The sequence below is a fragment of the Streptococcus suis genome, from assembly GCA_022354845.1.
Classification (GTDB): Bacteria; Bacillota; Bacilli; order Lactobacillales; family Streptococcaceae; genus Streptococcus; species Streptococcus suis_AA.
This window is the reverse complement of sequence record CP031970.1, coordinates 131,622-145,642: the sequence shown is the minus strand read 5'-3', so window position 1 is coordinate 145,642 and position 14,021 is coordinate 131,622. Positions and strand designations below refer to the sequence as shown.

Annotated in this window: 12 protein-coding genes and 2 pseudogenes; 5 read left to right on the top strand and 9 right to left on the bottom strand. The window is 41.2% G+C overall.

Annotated elements, in window-relative coordinates; genetic code table 11:
- Positions 1 to 145 precede the first annotated feature (145 nt).
- The 6 genes and pseudogenes from D2A30_00795 to D2A30_00770 all read right to left on the bottom strand — a co-directional run bounded on the left by D2A30_00795 (position 146) and on the right by D2A30_00770 (position 4,669).
- A complete protein-coding gene (locus tag D2A30_00795; GenBank protein ULL20265.1) occupies positions 146 to 904 on the bottom strand; it encodes a TIGR00266 family protein in 759 nt (252 codons plus the stop codon).
- A gap of 198 nt (positions 905 to 1,102) precedes the next feature.
- Positions 1,103 to 1,597, bottom strand: a complete 495-nt coding sequence (locus D2A30_00790; GenBank protein ULL20264.1) for a carbonic anhydrase — start codon at positions 1,595 to 1,597, stop codon at positions 1,103 to 1,105.
- A 123-nt stretch (positions 1,598 to 1,720) separates the two neighbouring features.
- The gene (radA, locus tag D2A30_00785) at positions 1,721 to 3,088 is read right to left on the bottom strand and encodes a DNA repair protein RadA (protein ID ULL20263.1); all 1,368 of its coding nucleotides are present in this window, start codon (positions 3,086 to 3,088) and stop codon (positions 1,721 to 1,723) included.
- Between the two features lie 6 nt (positions 3,089 to 3,094).
- Positions 3,095 to 3,629, bottom strand: a pseudogene (locus D2A30_00780) (histidine phosphatase family protein).
- Positions 3,630 to 3,635: 6 nt separating this feature from the next.
- Positions 3,636 to 4,079 carry a dUTP diphosphatase gene (locus D2A30_00775; GenBank protein ID ULL20262.1) on the bottom strand — a complete coding sequence of 148 codons (444 nt, stop codon included), beginning with the start codon at positions 4,077 to 4,079 and terminating at the stop codon, positions 3,636 to 3,638.
- A 230-nt stretch (positions 4,080 to 4,309) separates the two neighbouring features.
- Positions 4,310 to 4,669, bottom strand: coding sequence for a DUF454 domain-containing protein (locus D2A30_00770; protein ID ULL20261.1), 360 nt, complete (start codon positions 4,667 to 4,669; stop codon positions 4,310 to 4,312).
- A 127-nt stretch (positions 4,670 to 4,796) separates the two neighbouring features.
- Between D2A30_00770 and D2A30_00765 the strand changes: the two are divergent.
- The 3 genes and pseudogenes from D2A30_00765 to D2A30_00755 all read left to right on the top strand — a co-directional run bounded on the left by D2A30_00765 (position 4,797) and on the right by D2A30_00755 (position 7,523).
- A pseudogene (locus tag D2A30_00765) lies at positions 4,797 to 5,399 on the top strand (NAD(P)H-dependent oxidoreductase).
- Between the two features lie 14 nt (positions 5,400 to 5,413).
- Entirely contained in the window at positions 5,414 to 6,649 is a 1,236-nt protein-coding gene (locus D2A30_00760; protein ULL20260.1) for an NADPH-dependent FMN reductase, read from the top strand.
- On the top strand, positions 6,621 to 7,523 hold the full coding sequence (locus D2A30_00755; protein ULL20259.1) for a formate transporter: 903 nt from the start codon (positions 6,621 to 6,623) through the stop codon (positions 7,521 to 7,523). The genes D2A30_00760 and D2A30_00755 overlap by 29 nt, the downstream gene beginning before the upstream one ends.
- An 88-nt stretch (positions 7,524 to 7,611) precedes the next feature.
- Here the strand turns inward: D2A30_00755 and D2A30_00750 are convergent, their stop codons facing one another.
- Genes D2A30_00750 through D2A30_00740 form a run of 3 tightly spaced genes read right to left on the bottom strand, consistent with a single transcriptional unit; the run spans position 7,612 to position 11,542 of the window.
- A complete protein-coding gene (locus D2A30_00750) occupies positions 7,612 to 9,396 on the bottom strand; it encodes an ABC transporter ATP-binding protein (protein ID ULL20258.1) in 1,785 nt (594 codons plus the stop codon).
- Positions 9,397 to 11,103, bottom strand: a complete 1,707-nt coding sequence (locus D2A30_00745) for an ABC transporter ATP-binding protein (protein ID ULL20257.1) — start codon at positions 11,101 to 11,103, stop codon at positions 9,397 to 9,399.
- Positions 11,096 to 11,542: a MarR family transcriptional regulator gene (locus D2A30_00740; protein ULL20256.1), complete on the bottom strand. Its 447-nt coding sequence runs from the start codon at positions 11,540 to 11,542 to the stop codon at positions 11,096 to 11,098. The genes D2A30_00745 and D2A30_00740 overlap by 8 nt, the downstream gene beginning before the upstream one ends.
- 480 nt (positions 11,543 to 12,022) lie before the next feature.
- Between D2A30_00740 and D2A30_00735 the strand changes: the two genes are divergently transcribed.
- Both D2A30_00735 and galU read left to right on the top strand, forming a co-directional pair.
- On the top strand, positions 12,023 to 13,039 hold the full coding sequence (locus D2A30_00735) for an NAD(P)H-dependent glycerol-3-phosphate dehydrogenase (GenBank protein ULL20255.1): 1,017 nt from the start codon (positions 12,023 to 12,025) through the stop codon (positions 13,037 to 13,039).
- Positions 13,040 to 13,081: 42 nt separating this feature from the next.
- On the top strand, positions 13,082 to 13,981 hold the full coding sequence (gene galU, locus D2A30_00730; protein ULL20254.1) for a UTP--glucose-1-phosphate uridylyltransferase: 900 nt from the start codon (positions 13,082 to 13,084) through the stop codon (positions 13,979 to 13,981).
- The last annotated feature ends 40 nt before the right edge of the window (positions 13,982 to 14,021 follow it).

The window sequence follows — 14,021 nt, the reverse complement described above, 5'->3', positions numbered from 1 at the left end:
ATTTTATAACAGGCAATCCGGGGAATACAAGGGCATTTCAGTAAGTGGTTACAAATTAGAGGTAAGTGGTAGAAATGAATAAAGAAAAATCCCTTGCTTTACACGAGGGACTTACTTTTATGTTGGATATTTCAGTATTAACTTCTTAAAAAATCGCATCAAGAAGTGATGTGCTACCACCACCACCGTCGCCACCTGTACGGACAATATGATTACCGATAACTTGAGCAAAGGTTTCAATATTCAAACTTTGTACATAGATTTCACCGTAACCTGAGAATGTATTGACAATCCCTTCACCTGTACCAATTGATTGCAAGAAACCATTTTCCATATGGATATTGTAATCTAGTTCTCGGCTCCAAGCAACGACATGCGCATTATCAATTGTAATACTACCACCTGTTAACTCAATTTTCTTAATTGAACCAAAGGCATTTGCTAAAAGAGTACCGTAACCCTCAGTGGTCATAACAAAGAGACCACCCTGACCACCAAAGAAAGCTTTACCTACACTTTGACGTTCCATCTTATACTGAACAGAACCATCAAGAGCAAGAAATGCACTATCATTTAGGCGATATTGTTGAGCTCCAAGTTCTAAGGCAATGACCTGTCCAGGAGTAGAAGGAGCCAAAGCTATTTTTCCGTCATTACTATTCGAAACTGCTTGGGTGATAAACATGGATTCCCCTGATACCATGGAGCGACCGATAGCTCCCATGAGTTTACCAAAACCAGAACCACTGCGCGCATTGAGCTTAGTATTCAATGTTACGCTTGGCGTGTGGTAAACCATACTTCCCTGCTGGATATAAGCTGACTCACCAGCTTCCAAAGCAATCTCTACTAAAGGAAATTGCATATTACTATCAATCGTGTATTTCATTCGATTATCTGACATAGTTGCCTCCTATTTTTTACGAAAAGTTCCTGTTAACCACAAGATAGCTATAATAAACCAAAAACAAGCTAAAACAAACCAAATCATTTTCAACTTCATTTGTATTACTTTTATAACACAATTCTACAGCTAAGTAGGAGAACTGTCAAGCATATTTACAAAAAAATAAAGGAATCTGAGCAAACAGATTCCCTCGCATTATTTAACTTCTGTCATCACACCTGTATCCACGTTATATACAGCACCGTTGATAACAACATCCTCTGGAATTAGTGGAGATTTACGAAGCAATTCCATGTCCTCACGAACACTGTCTGCTACATCTGTAAATGGCAAGAAATCCTGTCCCGTTACATCTATACCCAATTCCTTATGAATAAGGCGTGCAAAGTCTTCATTCGTAAAGGTCTGAGCTCCACAATCCGTATGATGTAGGACAACAATCTCACGCGTTCCCATTTGTTGCTGGGAAATGACTAAAGAACGAATCATGTCGTCCGTCACTCGCCCACCCGCATTCCGCAGAATGTGTGCGTCCCCTAATGCCAAACCAAGTGCCTGCGCTACGTGCAAACGTGAATCCATACAAGTTACAATGGCCACCCTAGTCTTGGGACGCAATGGTAAGTGATAATCTCCATGTAAATCAACATACGCTTTATTAGCTTGCATAAAATGTTCAAAATATGACATAATTCCTCCTAAATCGATGAGAATTTCTGAAATCTTCAGACAATAACTACTTCTAGCTTAACACATTCTTTTGTATTTGTCGCAAAAAAAGGAGCGACAATCTGTTACTCCCGAATATTTTTATTAGTTAAACACTTTCTGCAGAACTTCGCCAATTGTTGTCACGCCGATAACCGTGATTTCCTTGGGCACCTTGATACCGGTCAGGGAATTTTTAGGAGCATAGACCTTGGTAAAGCCCAATTTAGCGGCTTCGTTAATCCGTTGCTCAATCCGATTGACACGGCGGATTTCACCTGTCAGGCCAATCTCGCCTATAAAGCACTCTTGTGGGTTGGTTGGCTTATCTTTGTAACTGGAGGCAAGGGCAACTGCGACCGCCAGGTCAATAGCTGGCTCATCCAGTTTGACACCGCCAGCTGACTTAAGGTAGGCATCTTGGTTTTGGAGGAGCAGGCCTGCCCGTTTTTCCAAAACCGCCATAATCAAGCTGGCACGGTTGAAGTCCAAGCCTGTCGTGGTCCGCTTGGCATTGCCAAACATGCTCGGGGTCACCAGAGCCTGCACTTCCGCAAGGATAGGGCGGGTGCCCTCCATGGTCACGACAATAGCAGAGCCTGTCGCCCCGTCCAAACGCTCTTCCAGAAAGACCTCACTAGGATTGAGGACTTCGACCAAACCCTGTGACTGCATTTCAAAAATGCCGATTTCGTTGGTGGAGCCAAAGCGGTTTTTGACCGCCCGCAAGATACGAAAGGTATGCTGCCGCTCGCCTTCAAAATAAAGAACGGTGTCTACCATATGCTCCAAGGTCCGCGGTCCAGCCAGGGTTCCTTCCTTGGTCATGTGACCGACGATAAAGGTTGCAATGTTGTTGGTCTTGGCAATTTGCATGAGTTCATTGGTCACTTCACGGACCTGACTGACAGAACCTTGTACGCTAGAAATGTCAGGACTCATAATGGTCTGGATAGAGTCGATAATCAGGAAATCTGGCTTAATCTTTTCAATCTCGGTCCGAATGCTCTGCATATTGGTCTCCGCATAGAGATAGAACTCGCTGTCGATGTCGCCCAAACGTTCCGCCCGCAACTTAATCTGCTGGGCAGACTCTTCCCCGGACACATAGAGGACGGTACCAATGGTCGAAAGCTGTGTTGAAACTTGCAAGAGTAGGGTGGATTTGCCAATCCCTGGATCGCCTCCGATCAGGACCAGACTCCCTGGCACCACACCGCCACCGAGGACACGGTTAAACTCCTCCATGTTGGTCTTGGTGCGAGCCACTTGAATGGAGGAAACTTCATTGAGTTTCATTGGACGGGTCTTCTCACCTGTCAGGCTAACCCGCTCGTTCTTGACTTCAGCGACTTCAACTTCCTCGACAAAGCTAGACCAGGAGCCACAGTTGGGGCAACGGCCCAGATACTTGGGCGAATGGTATTCACAATTTTGGCAGACAAAGGTTGTTTTTTTCTTAGCGATGATGATTTCCTCCTATAGAGTGTATTCTAGGATTTCGCAGTAGGCTAAAGTTACTTTGGGAACAAACTGGCGTATCAGCATATCGTGACAGACGATAACAAGTCGGTCATAGGCTTGGTATTTTTCAAGGGCCTGTAAAAATCGCTCTTTCATTTCCGCAGCAGTCTCATAGCGAGCAGGAGAAGACTCGGGAACCGCTCCGCCATTTTCCAAAAAATAATCGATGAGCCAAGACAGCCTCATCTTGACTGGCATTTTGCCCCGTCATATCTGGTCGCCACTCATGAAAAAAGGGTTCGACCAGAAGAGGTAGTTGCTGGGCTTGAGCAATGTAGGTCGCAGTTTCCAAGGCCCTTGTGACGCTTGAAGCGACGACTACTTGAGCTTGGGAAAAGATAGGATTACTAGCAATTTCCTGAGCTAAAGTCCGCCCCTTTTCAGTTAAAGGAGCCAAATCCCGTCCAAAACCTGCATACAGCCGGGGATTATCATGCTGGTCAAACATACTGTAATTGGACTCGGAATGCCGCACAAAGAGAATCTGCATAGTAATCTATTTCCCTGTCGAGCCAAATCCACCTGTCCGAACGCCGTCGGCCTGGTCGCCGTCAGCCAAAAGGAAGGGGGCAAAAACAGCCTGTACGATTCGCTCGCCAGCTTCCACCACAACGGTTTCTTCTGTGATGTTTCGCATCTGGGCAAAGATATGACCTTCATTGGCTGGATTGCCGTAGTAGTCGCCGTCGATAACTCCAACCGAGTTAATCAGAACCAAGCCTTTCTTGCGAGGATTGGACGAGCGGTCGTAGAGATACAGGACCTCATTGGCCTGCATATAGGCCTTTACACCTGTTGGAACCAGCTTAATCTCGCCTGGCTCCAAGCTGACCCTCTCCGCAGCTTTCAGGTCATAACCTGCTGCATGAGCTGTCTCACGTTTTGGCAATAAGTTTTCATCTGTAAACTGACTGACCAGTTCGAATCCACGGATTTTCATAGTAGTTTCCCTTCAATTTCTTCATGCATAATACGCTCTCTATTATAATTTATTCGCAGGCTAAAAGCAAAACTCCAACCTAGTGGCTGGGGTTTTCAACTTTATTCAAACACAAACTGGTTGTGGTAGAGTTCGGCGTAGAAGCCGTTGAGCTTGAGGAGCTGGCTATGGTTGCCTTGCTCAATCTCTTTTCCATCCTTGAGGACGATGTTCAACCCTCAAATCTGACTTTATTTCTCCGGTATGACCAAAAACAAATAGTAAGTGATGAAGATTGTTAATAGTCCCAGTCCCATTTTGACCAATAAAATAGGAGCCAGCCAGATAGAAATTGCCATGAGTAAGTAAATTTGCCAGATGATTTGCTTTTTCCGTTTGCAGGAAATGGATTTGGTCTCAACGTAATCAGCTACGTAAAATTGATAAATTTTTGTATTGCGTAGCCATTTTTCAAACCTTTTTGAACTTCTCGCAAAGCAAAAACCAGCTAAAAGTAAAAGAGGGGTTGTCGGAACTATCGGCAAAACAATCCCAATGACACCAACCATCAAACTAACAAAACCAAATACTAGATAGAATATTGTCTGCATACTAATATTATACCAAAAGAACTCGTGAATTTTTGAACAATTTTATCACATTTTTAGAAAACGCTTGTATTTTATTGGATAAACGGGTACGATAAAGGTACCAAATTTAGGAAAGAGGGAAGACGCTATGAAACTTCTAGGACTGGTCGGAACAAACTCCGCTCGCTCAACCAACCGCAAACTCTTGCAGTACATTGAACAACACTTCGCTGATAAGGCAGATATCGAACTGGTTGAAATCAAGGAACTCCCAATCTTCAATAAACCAGCCAAGCGAGAATTACCAGAAATTGTCAAAGAATTGGTCGCAAAAATTGAGGCTGCTGACGGAGTCATCATCGGAACTCCCGAATATGACCACTCTATTCCAGCTGTCCTTATGAATGCCCTTGCTTGGGTATCATACGGTGTCTATCCACTATTAAACAAACCAGTTATGATAACTGGTGCTTCTTATTGAACACTTGGTTCCTCTCGTGCCCAACTACAGCTACGTCAAATTCTCAACGCTCCTGAACTCAAGGCCACTGTCTTGCCAGATGAATTTTTATTGTCACATTCCTTGCAAGCCTTTGATGCTAATGGGGAGCTCATTGATTTAGAAACTAGTCAAAAACTGGATGCCATCTTTGATGACTTCCGCCTCTTTGTCACTATGACTAGCAAGCTGTCTAACGCAAAAAAATTACTCCAAAAAGAAGCTGAAAACTTCGAGTGGGAAAACCTGTAAGAGAGGAATATACTATGAAATTTGTCGGAATTGTTGGATCAAATGCAGATCAATCTTATAACCGCATGCTATTGCAATTCATTCAACGCCACTTTAAAGTGAAGTTTGGACTAGAACTTTTGGAAATCAAAGATGTTCCAATGTTCAATCAGGACGAAGACCAGTCTGATTGTTTTGCAATTCAATACCTTTACAACAAAATCAACCGTGCTGACGGGGTCATTATTGCTACCCCTGAGCACAATCATACCATTACCCCTGCCCTTAAGAGTACTCTGGAATGGCTCAGCTTTAATTTGCACCCATTCGAAAATAAACCAGTTATGATTGTCGGGGCATCTTACTACGATCAAGGAACTTCTCGTGCCCAAGTTCACCTACGGAAAATTTTAGATGCACCAGGTGTCAATGCTTACACACTACCAGGTAATGAATTCCTCCTTGGTAAGGCCAAAGAAGCTTTTGACGATAAGGGCAATATCATCAATGAAGGCACCGTGAAATTCTTAGAAAGCTGTCTAGACAACTTTATCAAGTATGTCGGTGTTGTATCCAAATTGAAAAAACCAAAACCAATCGCACCAGAAGATTTAGACTGTACCAAACCAATCGCAACGACCATCACTGGTGTGGATCCCGATGATCCAGATTGGCTAGAAAAAGCTTCTAAATTGGTTAACGCAGTTGAGGGAGACACCTATGTTAAACTGGACAATGGTCTGTTGACCGTTAACCAACTCAATATGTTCCTCAATGCGATGCCATTTGAATTGACCTATGCAGATGATAATAACCAGTTCCTCTACTACAACAATAGTCACCAAGAACCTGATACCATGTTGGGTAAACGGGTACTTGCTCAAGTAGGAAATCGCCTGTCAACTGTCCACGGTACGCTACCTCCTGCCCGTATGAAGAATGTTGAATGGGTTGTCGGTACCTTGCGTAATGGTAACCAGGAATATGTTCGTACCATTGTACCCGGTACCCCTGCTGAAATTATCAACACCCACAACTACCAAGCTATGTACTATCCTGACGGATCCTACGCCGGTATCAATGAAATTATCTTTAATATCAAACCATGGCTAGATTGGTATCTTGAAGCTACTGGTCAACGCTTGGTTGGTGGTTCGGGAACTGCCGCAGCTCCTGCACATGTTGACGCAACCTCTGGTGCATCAGATGCTGGTAGTGCCCCTGCTACTTCCACACCGACAGATGCAGATTCTGGTGCATCCGCTCACTAATCGTTCACATATAGTGGGAAGAACTCTTCCCACTATATTTTTCAAACAAAACATTGATAATGATTTCACAAGGAGTTCCTATGTCACCATTTCAAGAAAAAATTTCAGCTGCAGTTTCAAAAAAGAAGACCTTTTTGACGAAAGTCTAGGCCGCTATGCCTTGCGTTCTATGTATGCAGGAGCCTACCTGACTATGTCAACAGCTGTCGGTATTATAGGAGCAGACGTTATTGCCAGTCAATTTCCAAGTTTGTCGCGCTTTGTCCTTACCTTCATCTTTGCTATTGGGCTGGTTTTTGTTCTTATTTTTGGTGGTGAGTTAGCCACATCTAACATGATGTATCTCACAACTGGTACCTACTATAAGCAAATTACCTGGAAAAAAGTGACACAGATGCTGCTATACTGTACTTTCTTTAACTTTGTAGGCGCTACTATTCTAGCCTGGCTCTTCAATCAGTCCTTCTCCTACCTCAATCTCTCTGATAAGAGCTTTGTCATCAATGCCGTTACCATCAAACTTGGAAAATCTGACTGGAGCAATTTTATTGAAGGAATCACGGCTAATATGTTTGTAAATATGGCAATCCTTGGCATCATGCTCATCAAAGAACAGTCTGCTAAGTTCTTTGTCATCATTTCCTCCATTTTTATGTTCGTTTTCCTCATCAATGAGCATCTGATCGCCAATTTCGCATCTTTCATGCTCCTAGCTTTTAACGCTACTCGAAGCAATGTCGAAGCCTTCAATATGAGCAATATCCTTCGTCAATGGATTGTGGTCTTTTTTGGGAATTGGCTCGGAGCCGGTCTCTTTATCGGTATCGCCTACGCTTGGCTCAATCAAACCAAAACCAACCATATTGAGCAGTAAGCCTACCACAAAAACAGCCAAGATAAACCACGTCCTAAACGTTTAAGGATTGTGGTCTGCTTATCTTGGCTGTTTATTTTTCTATATATTATTCAAACACAAACTGGTTGTGATAGAGTTCAGCATAGAAGCCATTGAGTTTGAGTAACTCACTATGGTTTCCTTGTTCAATGACTTGACCATCTTTTAATACAATGATTTCATCTGCATTTAGGATGGTTTTAAGGCGGTGGGCAATGACGAAGCTGGTCCGTCCTGCAATAATGGCCTCCATAGCTTTTTGAATTTTAGCTTCAGTCACGGTATCAACGTTAGACGTTGCTTCATCCAGAATCAATACTTGTGGATCTGTCAACAATGTACGGGCAATGGAAATCAACTGTTTCTGACCTGTTGAAAATACATTTTCATCATCCGTTACATAAGTGTCATACCCTTCTGGCAAACTCATAATGAAATCATGAATGTGGGTAGCACGTGCGGCAGTTTCAACCATTTCTTGTGAAATATCATCATTACCAAATCGAATGTTATCCGCAATGGTACCAGAGAAAAGCACTGATTCCTGCAATACAATACCGACTTTATTTCGCAAACTATCCAAATCATATTCACGAATATCACGGCCGTCAAACTCTACGCTTCCACCATTTACATCATAAAAACGATTAATAAGGTTCATGATTGTTGTCTTACCTGACCCTGTTGGACCAACGACGGCTATCATTTTCCCTTTAGGTGCCGAGATAGAAACTTTATTAAGCACTTTTTGACCTGGTAAATAACCAAAATCGATATTCTTAATCTCAACACCTTCCTTTAATTCGGTAAACAAGGGTGCATTTTGAGGGCGGACCTCTTCGGTCTCATCAAACATTTCTTGAACCCGGTGAGCACCAGTGAAAGCCAACTGTAGCTCTGCCCAACTTGAAGCAATCTGCATCATTGGTTGATAATACTGTTGAGAATATTGAACAAAGGTAACAACCAAACCTAGTGCAGCGGCCGCCTCTAACGAACTATCATTAAGGACTATAGTTGAACCGACAAAAATAACAATCGCAGTGTTAACCAAGCTCATCCCGTTCATAAATGGGAATAAGATACCCCCAAATAATCTACCTTTAAAGGTGGTACGACGAACTTCCTCATTAAGCTCTAAAAAGCCATCAATGGTTTCTTCTTGGACACCTTGAACGATAATCGCTTTTTGACCAGAAATTTTTTCATCCATGTAGGCATTTAATTTGGAAACTGCAACTTGCTGAAGATTGGTATATTTTCGAGCCAAACGAATGATTACTATTAAAGCAAGTAAGGCAACTGGTGTTGAAGCTATCGTCACTAAAGCCAATCGAACATCCTGTCGGAACATCATGATAATCAAACCAATGTATAAGGCTACGTTGGTCATAACCTGTGTCAATGATTGGTTGAAAGTATTTTGAATATTATCCAAATCAGAGGTAAAGCGAGAAAGGATATCACCATCTTTATGGCGATCAAAAAACGCAATAGTCAATCGTTCTAATTTCCCAAAAAGACCCTTTCTCATACGGCTTGTAGAGTTGGCAATAATACGAGTAAAGAGCAAACTGTAAATTAAGTTGGCAATAACTGTCATAGCATAGGCTAGAAAGAGTTTGGACATAATACTATTAAAATCTGAGTAGTCCGCTTCAAAACCAATTTGTCCCATTTGCTTAGCAACAGCATAGCTTTGACCTATTTTGCCCATCTCTGCAATCGCATCCCCAAGCAAAACCGGACTTTTTACTTGTAAATAAGTAGCTGCCACGATTGCCAGAAAAATAACAGCAAAAGACAATTTATAGCGTTTAAAATAAAACCAGAAAAAACGTAAAGTCTTCATCTATTCTTCTCTCCCTTTCTGAGTTTCATATATTTCGCGGTAAACAGCATTGTTTGCTACCAGTTCAGCATGTGTCCCTTCCCCAATCAGACGTCCTTCGTCAAGTACAAGGATTTTATCTGCTTTAATCACTGATGAAATTTTCTGTGCAACAATGACCGTTGTTGTCGCTTTTAATTCATGGTTTAAAGCCTCTTGAACCAACTTCTCAGATTTGGCGTCTAAGGCTGAAGTCGAATCATCCAAAACAAGTACCTTCGGCTCACCAATCACACCACGTGCAATCGAAATCCTTTGTTTTTGACCCCCAGAGAAGTTATTCCCCCGTTCCTCGACTTTACTTTCATAGGTTTCATCTAGGCGATCTATAAATTCTTTTGCTTGAGCAATCCCCGCTGCGCGTTCTAAGCGGAGTAAGTCTGCTCCTGGAGCACCCTGTCGCAGGTTGTCCGCAATTGTTCCAGAGAAAAGAATAGCCTTTTGTAATACAATCGAGACCGTATCTCGAAGGGTGTTTTTATTAACTTCCTTAACATCACGACCACCAATAAAGATACTCCCTTCTTGTGGATCAAAGAGACGAGGAATCAGTTGTGCTAAAGTTGATTTACCTGCACCTGTAGCACCAACGACGCCAACCATCTGTCCTGGCTCAATCTCAAATGAAATATTTTTTAATGTCGGCTCTGTATCATGTGGATACGTAAATGTTACATTATCAAAAACAATACTTCCATTTAATTCTTCGTCTGGAACATCTACAAAGGTCATAGCTGGTTCGGTATTTAAGACTTCTGCAATCCGTTTAATCGAAATAGCTGCACGAGATGCCTGCATTCCCATAAAGCTCGTCATAATGATTGCGAACATGATTTGCATCAGGTAACTCATAAATGAAGTGAATCCCCCAACCGCTTCTATATTTGTATCTACCATCCCTGAAACAAGATAGAGAGATGCAAAGATAGCCATGTAGGAGATAAACATCATCAATGGTTGTAGAATTGAAAAACCATATCCAATAAAAATATTTAAATCCAGAAGTTCATTAGAAACTTCTTTGAATTTATCGTATTGATTTTTTTCTTGAACAAATGATTTTACCACCCGAATACCACGAAGATTTTCCTTGACAATCCTATTCATACGATCCATCAAAGTTTGAAATTTTCCAAAATGTGGTCCCATTTGTCCCATCACAATGGCCATAATGGCTACAATCAAAATCACCATGACAATGATCATCCACCAAAGTTCTGGTAAGGTTCTTACAGCCATAATAAATGCCCCGATAAATAGCAACGGCACGCGTAATAAAATAGTGAAAAGCATCATGGTCAGGTTTTGAATTTGCGTAACATCATTTGTCATTCGGACAACTAAATTACCAGCATTAAACTCTTCGATATTCGCATATGAAAAACTTTGAATTTTTCGGAAGGTATTTTCTCGAATATCCGCAGATACTCCTTGGGCAATTTTTGCTGCATTAATTGTATTTGCGAGTCCAGCAAGCAAACCAATTCCGGCAATCACTAAAAGAATTTTCCCAACCCGAAAAATCTCATCTTGATCATTTAACAAAACTGCCGTCAAGACATCTTTGAGATAACTTGGTTGCAAAAGTGTTGTAATAACAACAATGGATGTTAGCACAACCGACGTCAATGCATGCCACTTGTAGCGTAGAATTGCATTTTTAAACATCATTATTCTCCTTATACTGTTTAATATTCTCCTCCAGCTGATGAATCAGCCGAATCATTGATTGAAAATCTTCCCGAGGGATTCCCCTAAAAAGTGATTCCGACATTTCTTGGTGCCATTCCCTTAATGGTTGCAACTTCTCTTGACCCAATGGTGTCAAAACAACTTGCTTAAAACGCTTATCAACCACAGATGGAATGATTTGAACAAAGCCATTTTTTTCCATACGCTTAACCAAGTTACTGGCGACAGACTTAGATATTTTCAGTTCAGTTTCAATATCCTTTACAAAAATTTCCTTATCCATATGATCACCTAAAAAGTGTAAGACATGACCCTGCGGACCAGCCAAATGCTCAACACCATAGTGTTTTGCAATCTTTTCACTCAAGTATTCTAACTGATGAAAAACATGTCGTAAGTCTGCTATATGTGACATCAAGAACTCTCCTTTTTTGCTAGCACGCTGATTATTATAGTTCCTAAGAGAACTAATGTCAAGTCTACTGCTCTCTTTTTTTCATTAATTTGAAAAAGTGATCCCATAGAACTGAAAAACAGCAAAAAAAGATTTATATTTTATATTTTTCCATTTCGTTTATACTGGCTTTAACAACCTTTCTCAAAATCTATTTTTTATACTACGTTTAAAATAGAACTCGGTTATGTCTTCCTATAATTCCAATTTATTGCAATACAATTTGACTTTCTAGAAGTAATTCGTAAGTAATTCGTTCTTCATTTTTCCGTACATTCCTCACTCTCTTCCACCTCATATTACCATCCCTCCTGTTTGAGCCTCTCCCAAATGAACCACCATAATTGCACAACAATTGAATTAAAGTCAGCCAATGATTTTTCTGTGAGAATATACCTACTTGTGATATAATATTAGTAACAATCTATGCAAGGAGAGGTCATGGAAAAACAAAAAATTGCCGTTCTTGGTCCTGGATCATGGGGAACAGCTCTCTCTCAAGTCTTAAACGATAATGGACATGAGGTACGTATTTGGGGAAATATTTCCGAACAAATTGATGAAATCAATGAACAACATACGAATACTCGATATTTTAAAAATATTGTTCTAGATGAAAAAATTAAGGCATACAAAGACCTATCAGAGACTCTTGACGGAGTTGATGCTGTTCTTTTTGTTGTCCCAACCAAGGTAACTCGACTGGTGGCGAAACAAGTTGCGCAAGTGCTCAAACACAAAGTCGTTATCATGCATGCCTCAAAAGGATTGGAACCTGATAGTCACAAACGTTTGTCTGAGGTTTTAGAAGAAGAAATTCCAGCACAACTTCGTTCCGAAATCGTAGTTGTATCAGGTCCTAGCCATGCAGAAGAAACAATCGTTCGTGATTTAACACTGATTTCTGCCGCATCAAAAGATATGAAGGTAGCAACCTACGTTCAAAACCTATTTAGTAATCGTTACTTCCGCCTTTATACTAATAATGATGTCATTGGTGTAGAAACAGCAGGTGCTCTGAAAAACATTATTGCAGTTGGTGCGGGTGCCTTACATGGTTTGGGCTATGGAGACAATGCCAAGGCAGCCATTATCGCCCGTGGTTTAACTGAAATCACACGTCTTGGCGTTGCTATGGGGGCTAATCCTTTAACTTATAGTGGCCTTTCTGGTGTCGGTGATTTAATTGTTACCGGTACATCTGTCCATTCACGTAACTGGAGAGCCGGTGACCAGCTCGGTCGTGGTGAAAAACTGGAGGACGTTGAGCGCAATATGGGGATGGTTATCGAAGGAATTTCGACAACCAAAGCTGCATATGAATTAGCACAAGAACTAGGTGTCTATATGCCAATAACTCAAGCGATCTACAAGGTCATCTACCAAGGAGCTAATATTGAAGGTGCCATTAAGGAAATCATGACCGGTGAGTTCCGCCATGAAAATGAATGGCACTAATTCTTCTAGTTGAAAATAATTGCACAAAGGAATATATGAACTATGAAAAAAGTCAGAAAAGCAGTCATCCCTGCTGCAGGATTGGGAACACGTTTCCTTCCAGCAACAAAAGCACTCGCCAAAGAAATGCTACCGATTGTGGACAAACCTACTATTCAATTTATCGTTGAAGAAGCACTTCGTTCTGGTATTGAAGATATCTTAGTTGTAACTGGTAAATCAAAACGTTCTATCGAGGATCATTTCGATTCAAATTTTGAATTGGAATTCAACCTTAAAGAAAAAGGTAAGAATGATTTGTTGAAACTTGTTGATGAAACAACAGGGATTCGTCTACACTTCATTCGTCAAAGCCACCCACGTGGACTCGGAGATGCAGTTCTTCAAGCCAAAGCATTTGTAGGGAACGAACCATTTGTCGTTATGCTGGGTGATGACCTAATGGATATCACAGATACAAAAGCTGTACCATTGACCAAGCAACTGATGAACGACTACGAACAAATACATGCTTCAACGATTGCTGTTATGTCTATCCCTCATGAAGAAGTTTCTGCCTACGGTGTCATTGCCCCTCAAGGAGAAGGCATCAATGGTCTATACAGCGTAGATACATTTGTGGAAAAACCAAAACCTGAAGATGCTCCTTCTGATCTTGCTATCATCGGTCGTTACTTACTTACACCTGAAATTTTTGGAATTTTAGAAAACCAAAAACCAGGTGCAGGTAATGAGATTCAACTGACTGATGCCATTGATACACTAAACAAAACGCAACGTGTATTTGCCCGCGAATTTAAAGGTAACCGATACGATGTTGGTGACAAGTTCGGTTTCATCAAAACATCTATCGATTATGCTCTGCAACATCCTCAGGTTAAAGATGACTTGAAACAATACCTCATTGAATTAGGTAAACAGTTAGATAAATCAAAAAAATAACGTCAAATTCCAAATAGTCAACACTATTGGATTGCAAAGG

Coding starts and splice junctions, on each gene's coding strand:
- D2A30_00790 (ULL20264.1), bottom strand. CDS start 1,597: ATGTCATATTTTGAACATTTTATGCAAGCTAATAAAGCGTATGTTGAT.
- D2A30_00775 (ULL20262.1), bottom strand. CDS start 4,079: ATGAAAATCCGTGGATTCGAACTGGTCAGTCAGTTTACAGATGAAAAC.
- D2A30_00755 (ULL20259.1), top strand. CDS start 6,621: ATGCAGATTCTGGTGCATCCGCTCACTAATCGTTCACATATAGTGGGA.
- D2A30_00750 (ULL20258.1), bottom strand. CDS start 9,396: ATGAAGACTTTACGTTTTTTCTGGTTTTATTTTAAACGCTATAAATTG.
- galU (ULL20254.1), top strand. CDS start 13,082: ATGAAAAAAGTCAGAAAAGCAGTCATCCCTGCTGCAGGATTGGGAACA.
- D2A30_00770 (ULL20261.1), bottom strand. CDS start 4,669: ATGCAGACAATATTCTATCTAGTATTTGGTTTTGTTAGTTTGATGGTT.
- D2A30_00735 (ULL20255.1), top strand. CDS start 12,023: ATGGAAAAACAAAAAATTGCCGTTCTTGGTCCTGGATCATGGGGAACA.
- D2A30_00740 (ULL20256.1), bottom strand. CDS start 11,542: ATGTCACATATAGCAGACTTACGACATGTTTTTCATCAGTTAGAATAC.
- D2A30_00760 (ULL20260.1), top strand. CDS start 5,414: ATGAAATTTGTCGGAATTGTTGGATCAAATGCAGATCAATCTTATAAC.
- D2A30_00795 (ULL20265.1), bottom strand. CDS start 904: ATGTCAGATAATCGAATGAAATACACGATTGATAGTAATATGCAATTT.
- D2A30_00745 (ULL20257.1), bottom strand. CDS start 11,103: ATGTTTAAAAATGCAATTCTACGCTACAAGTGGCATGCATTGACGTCG.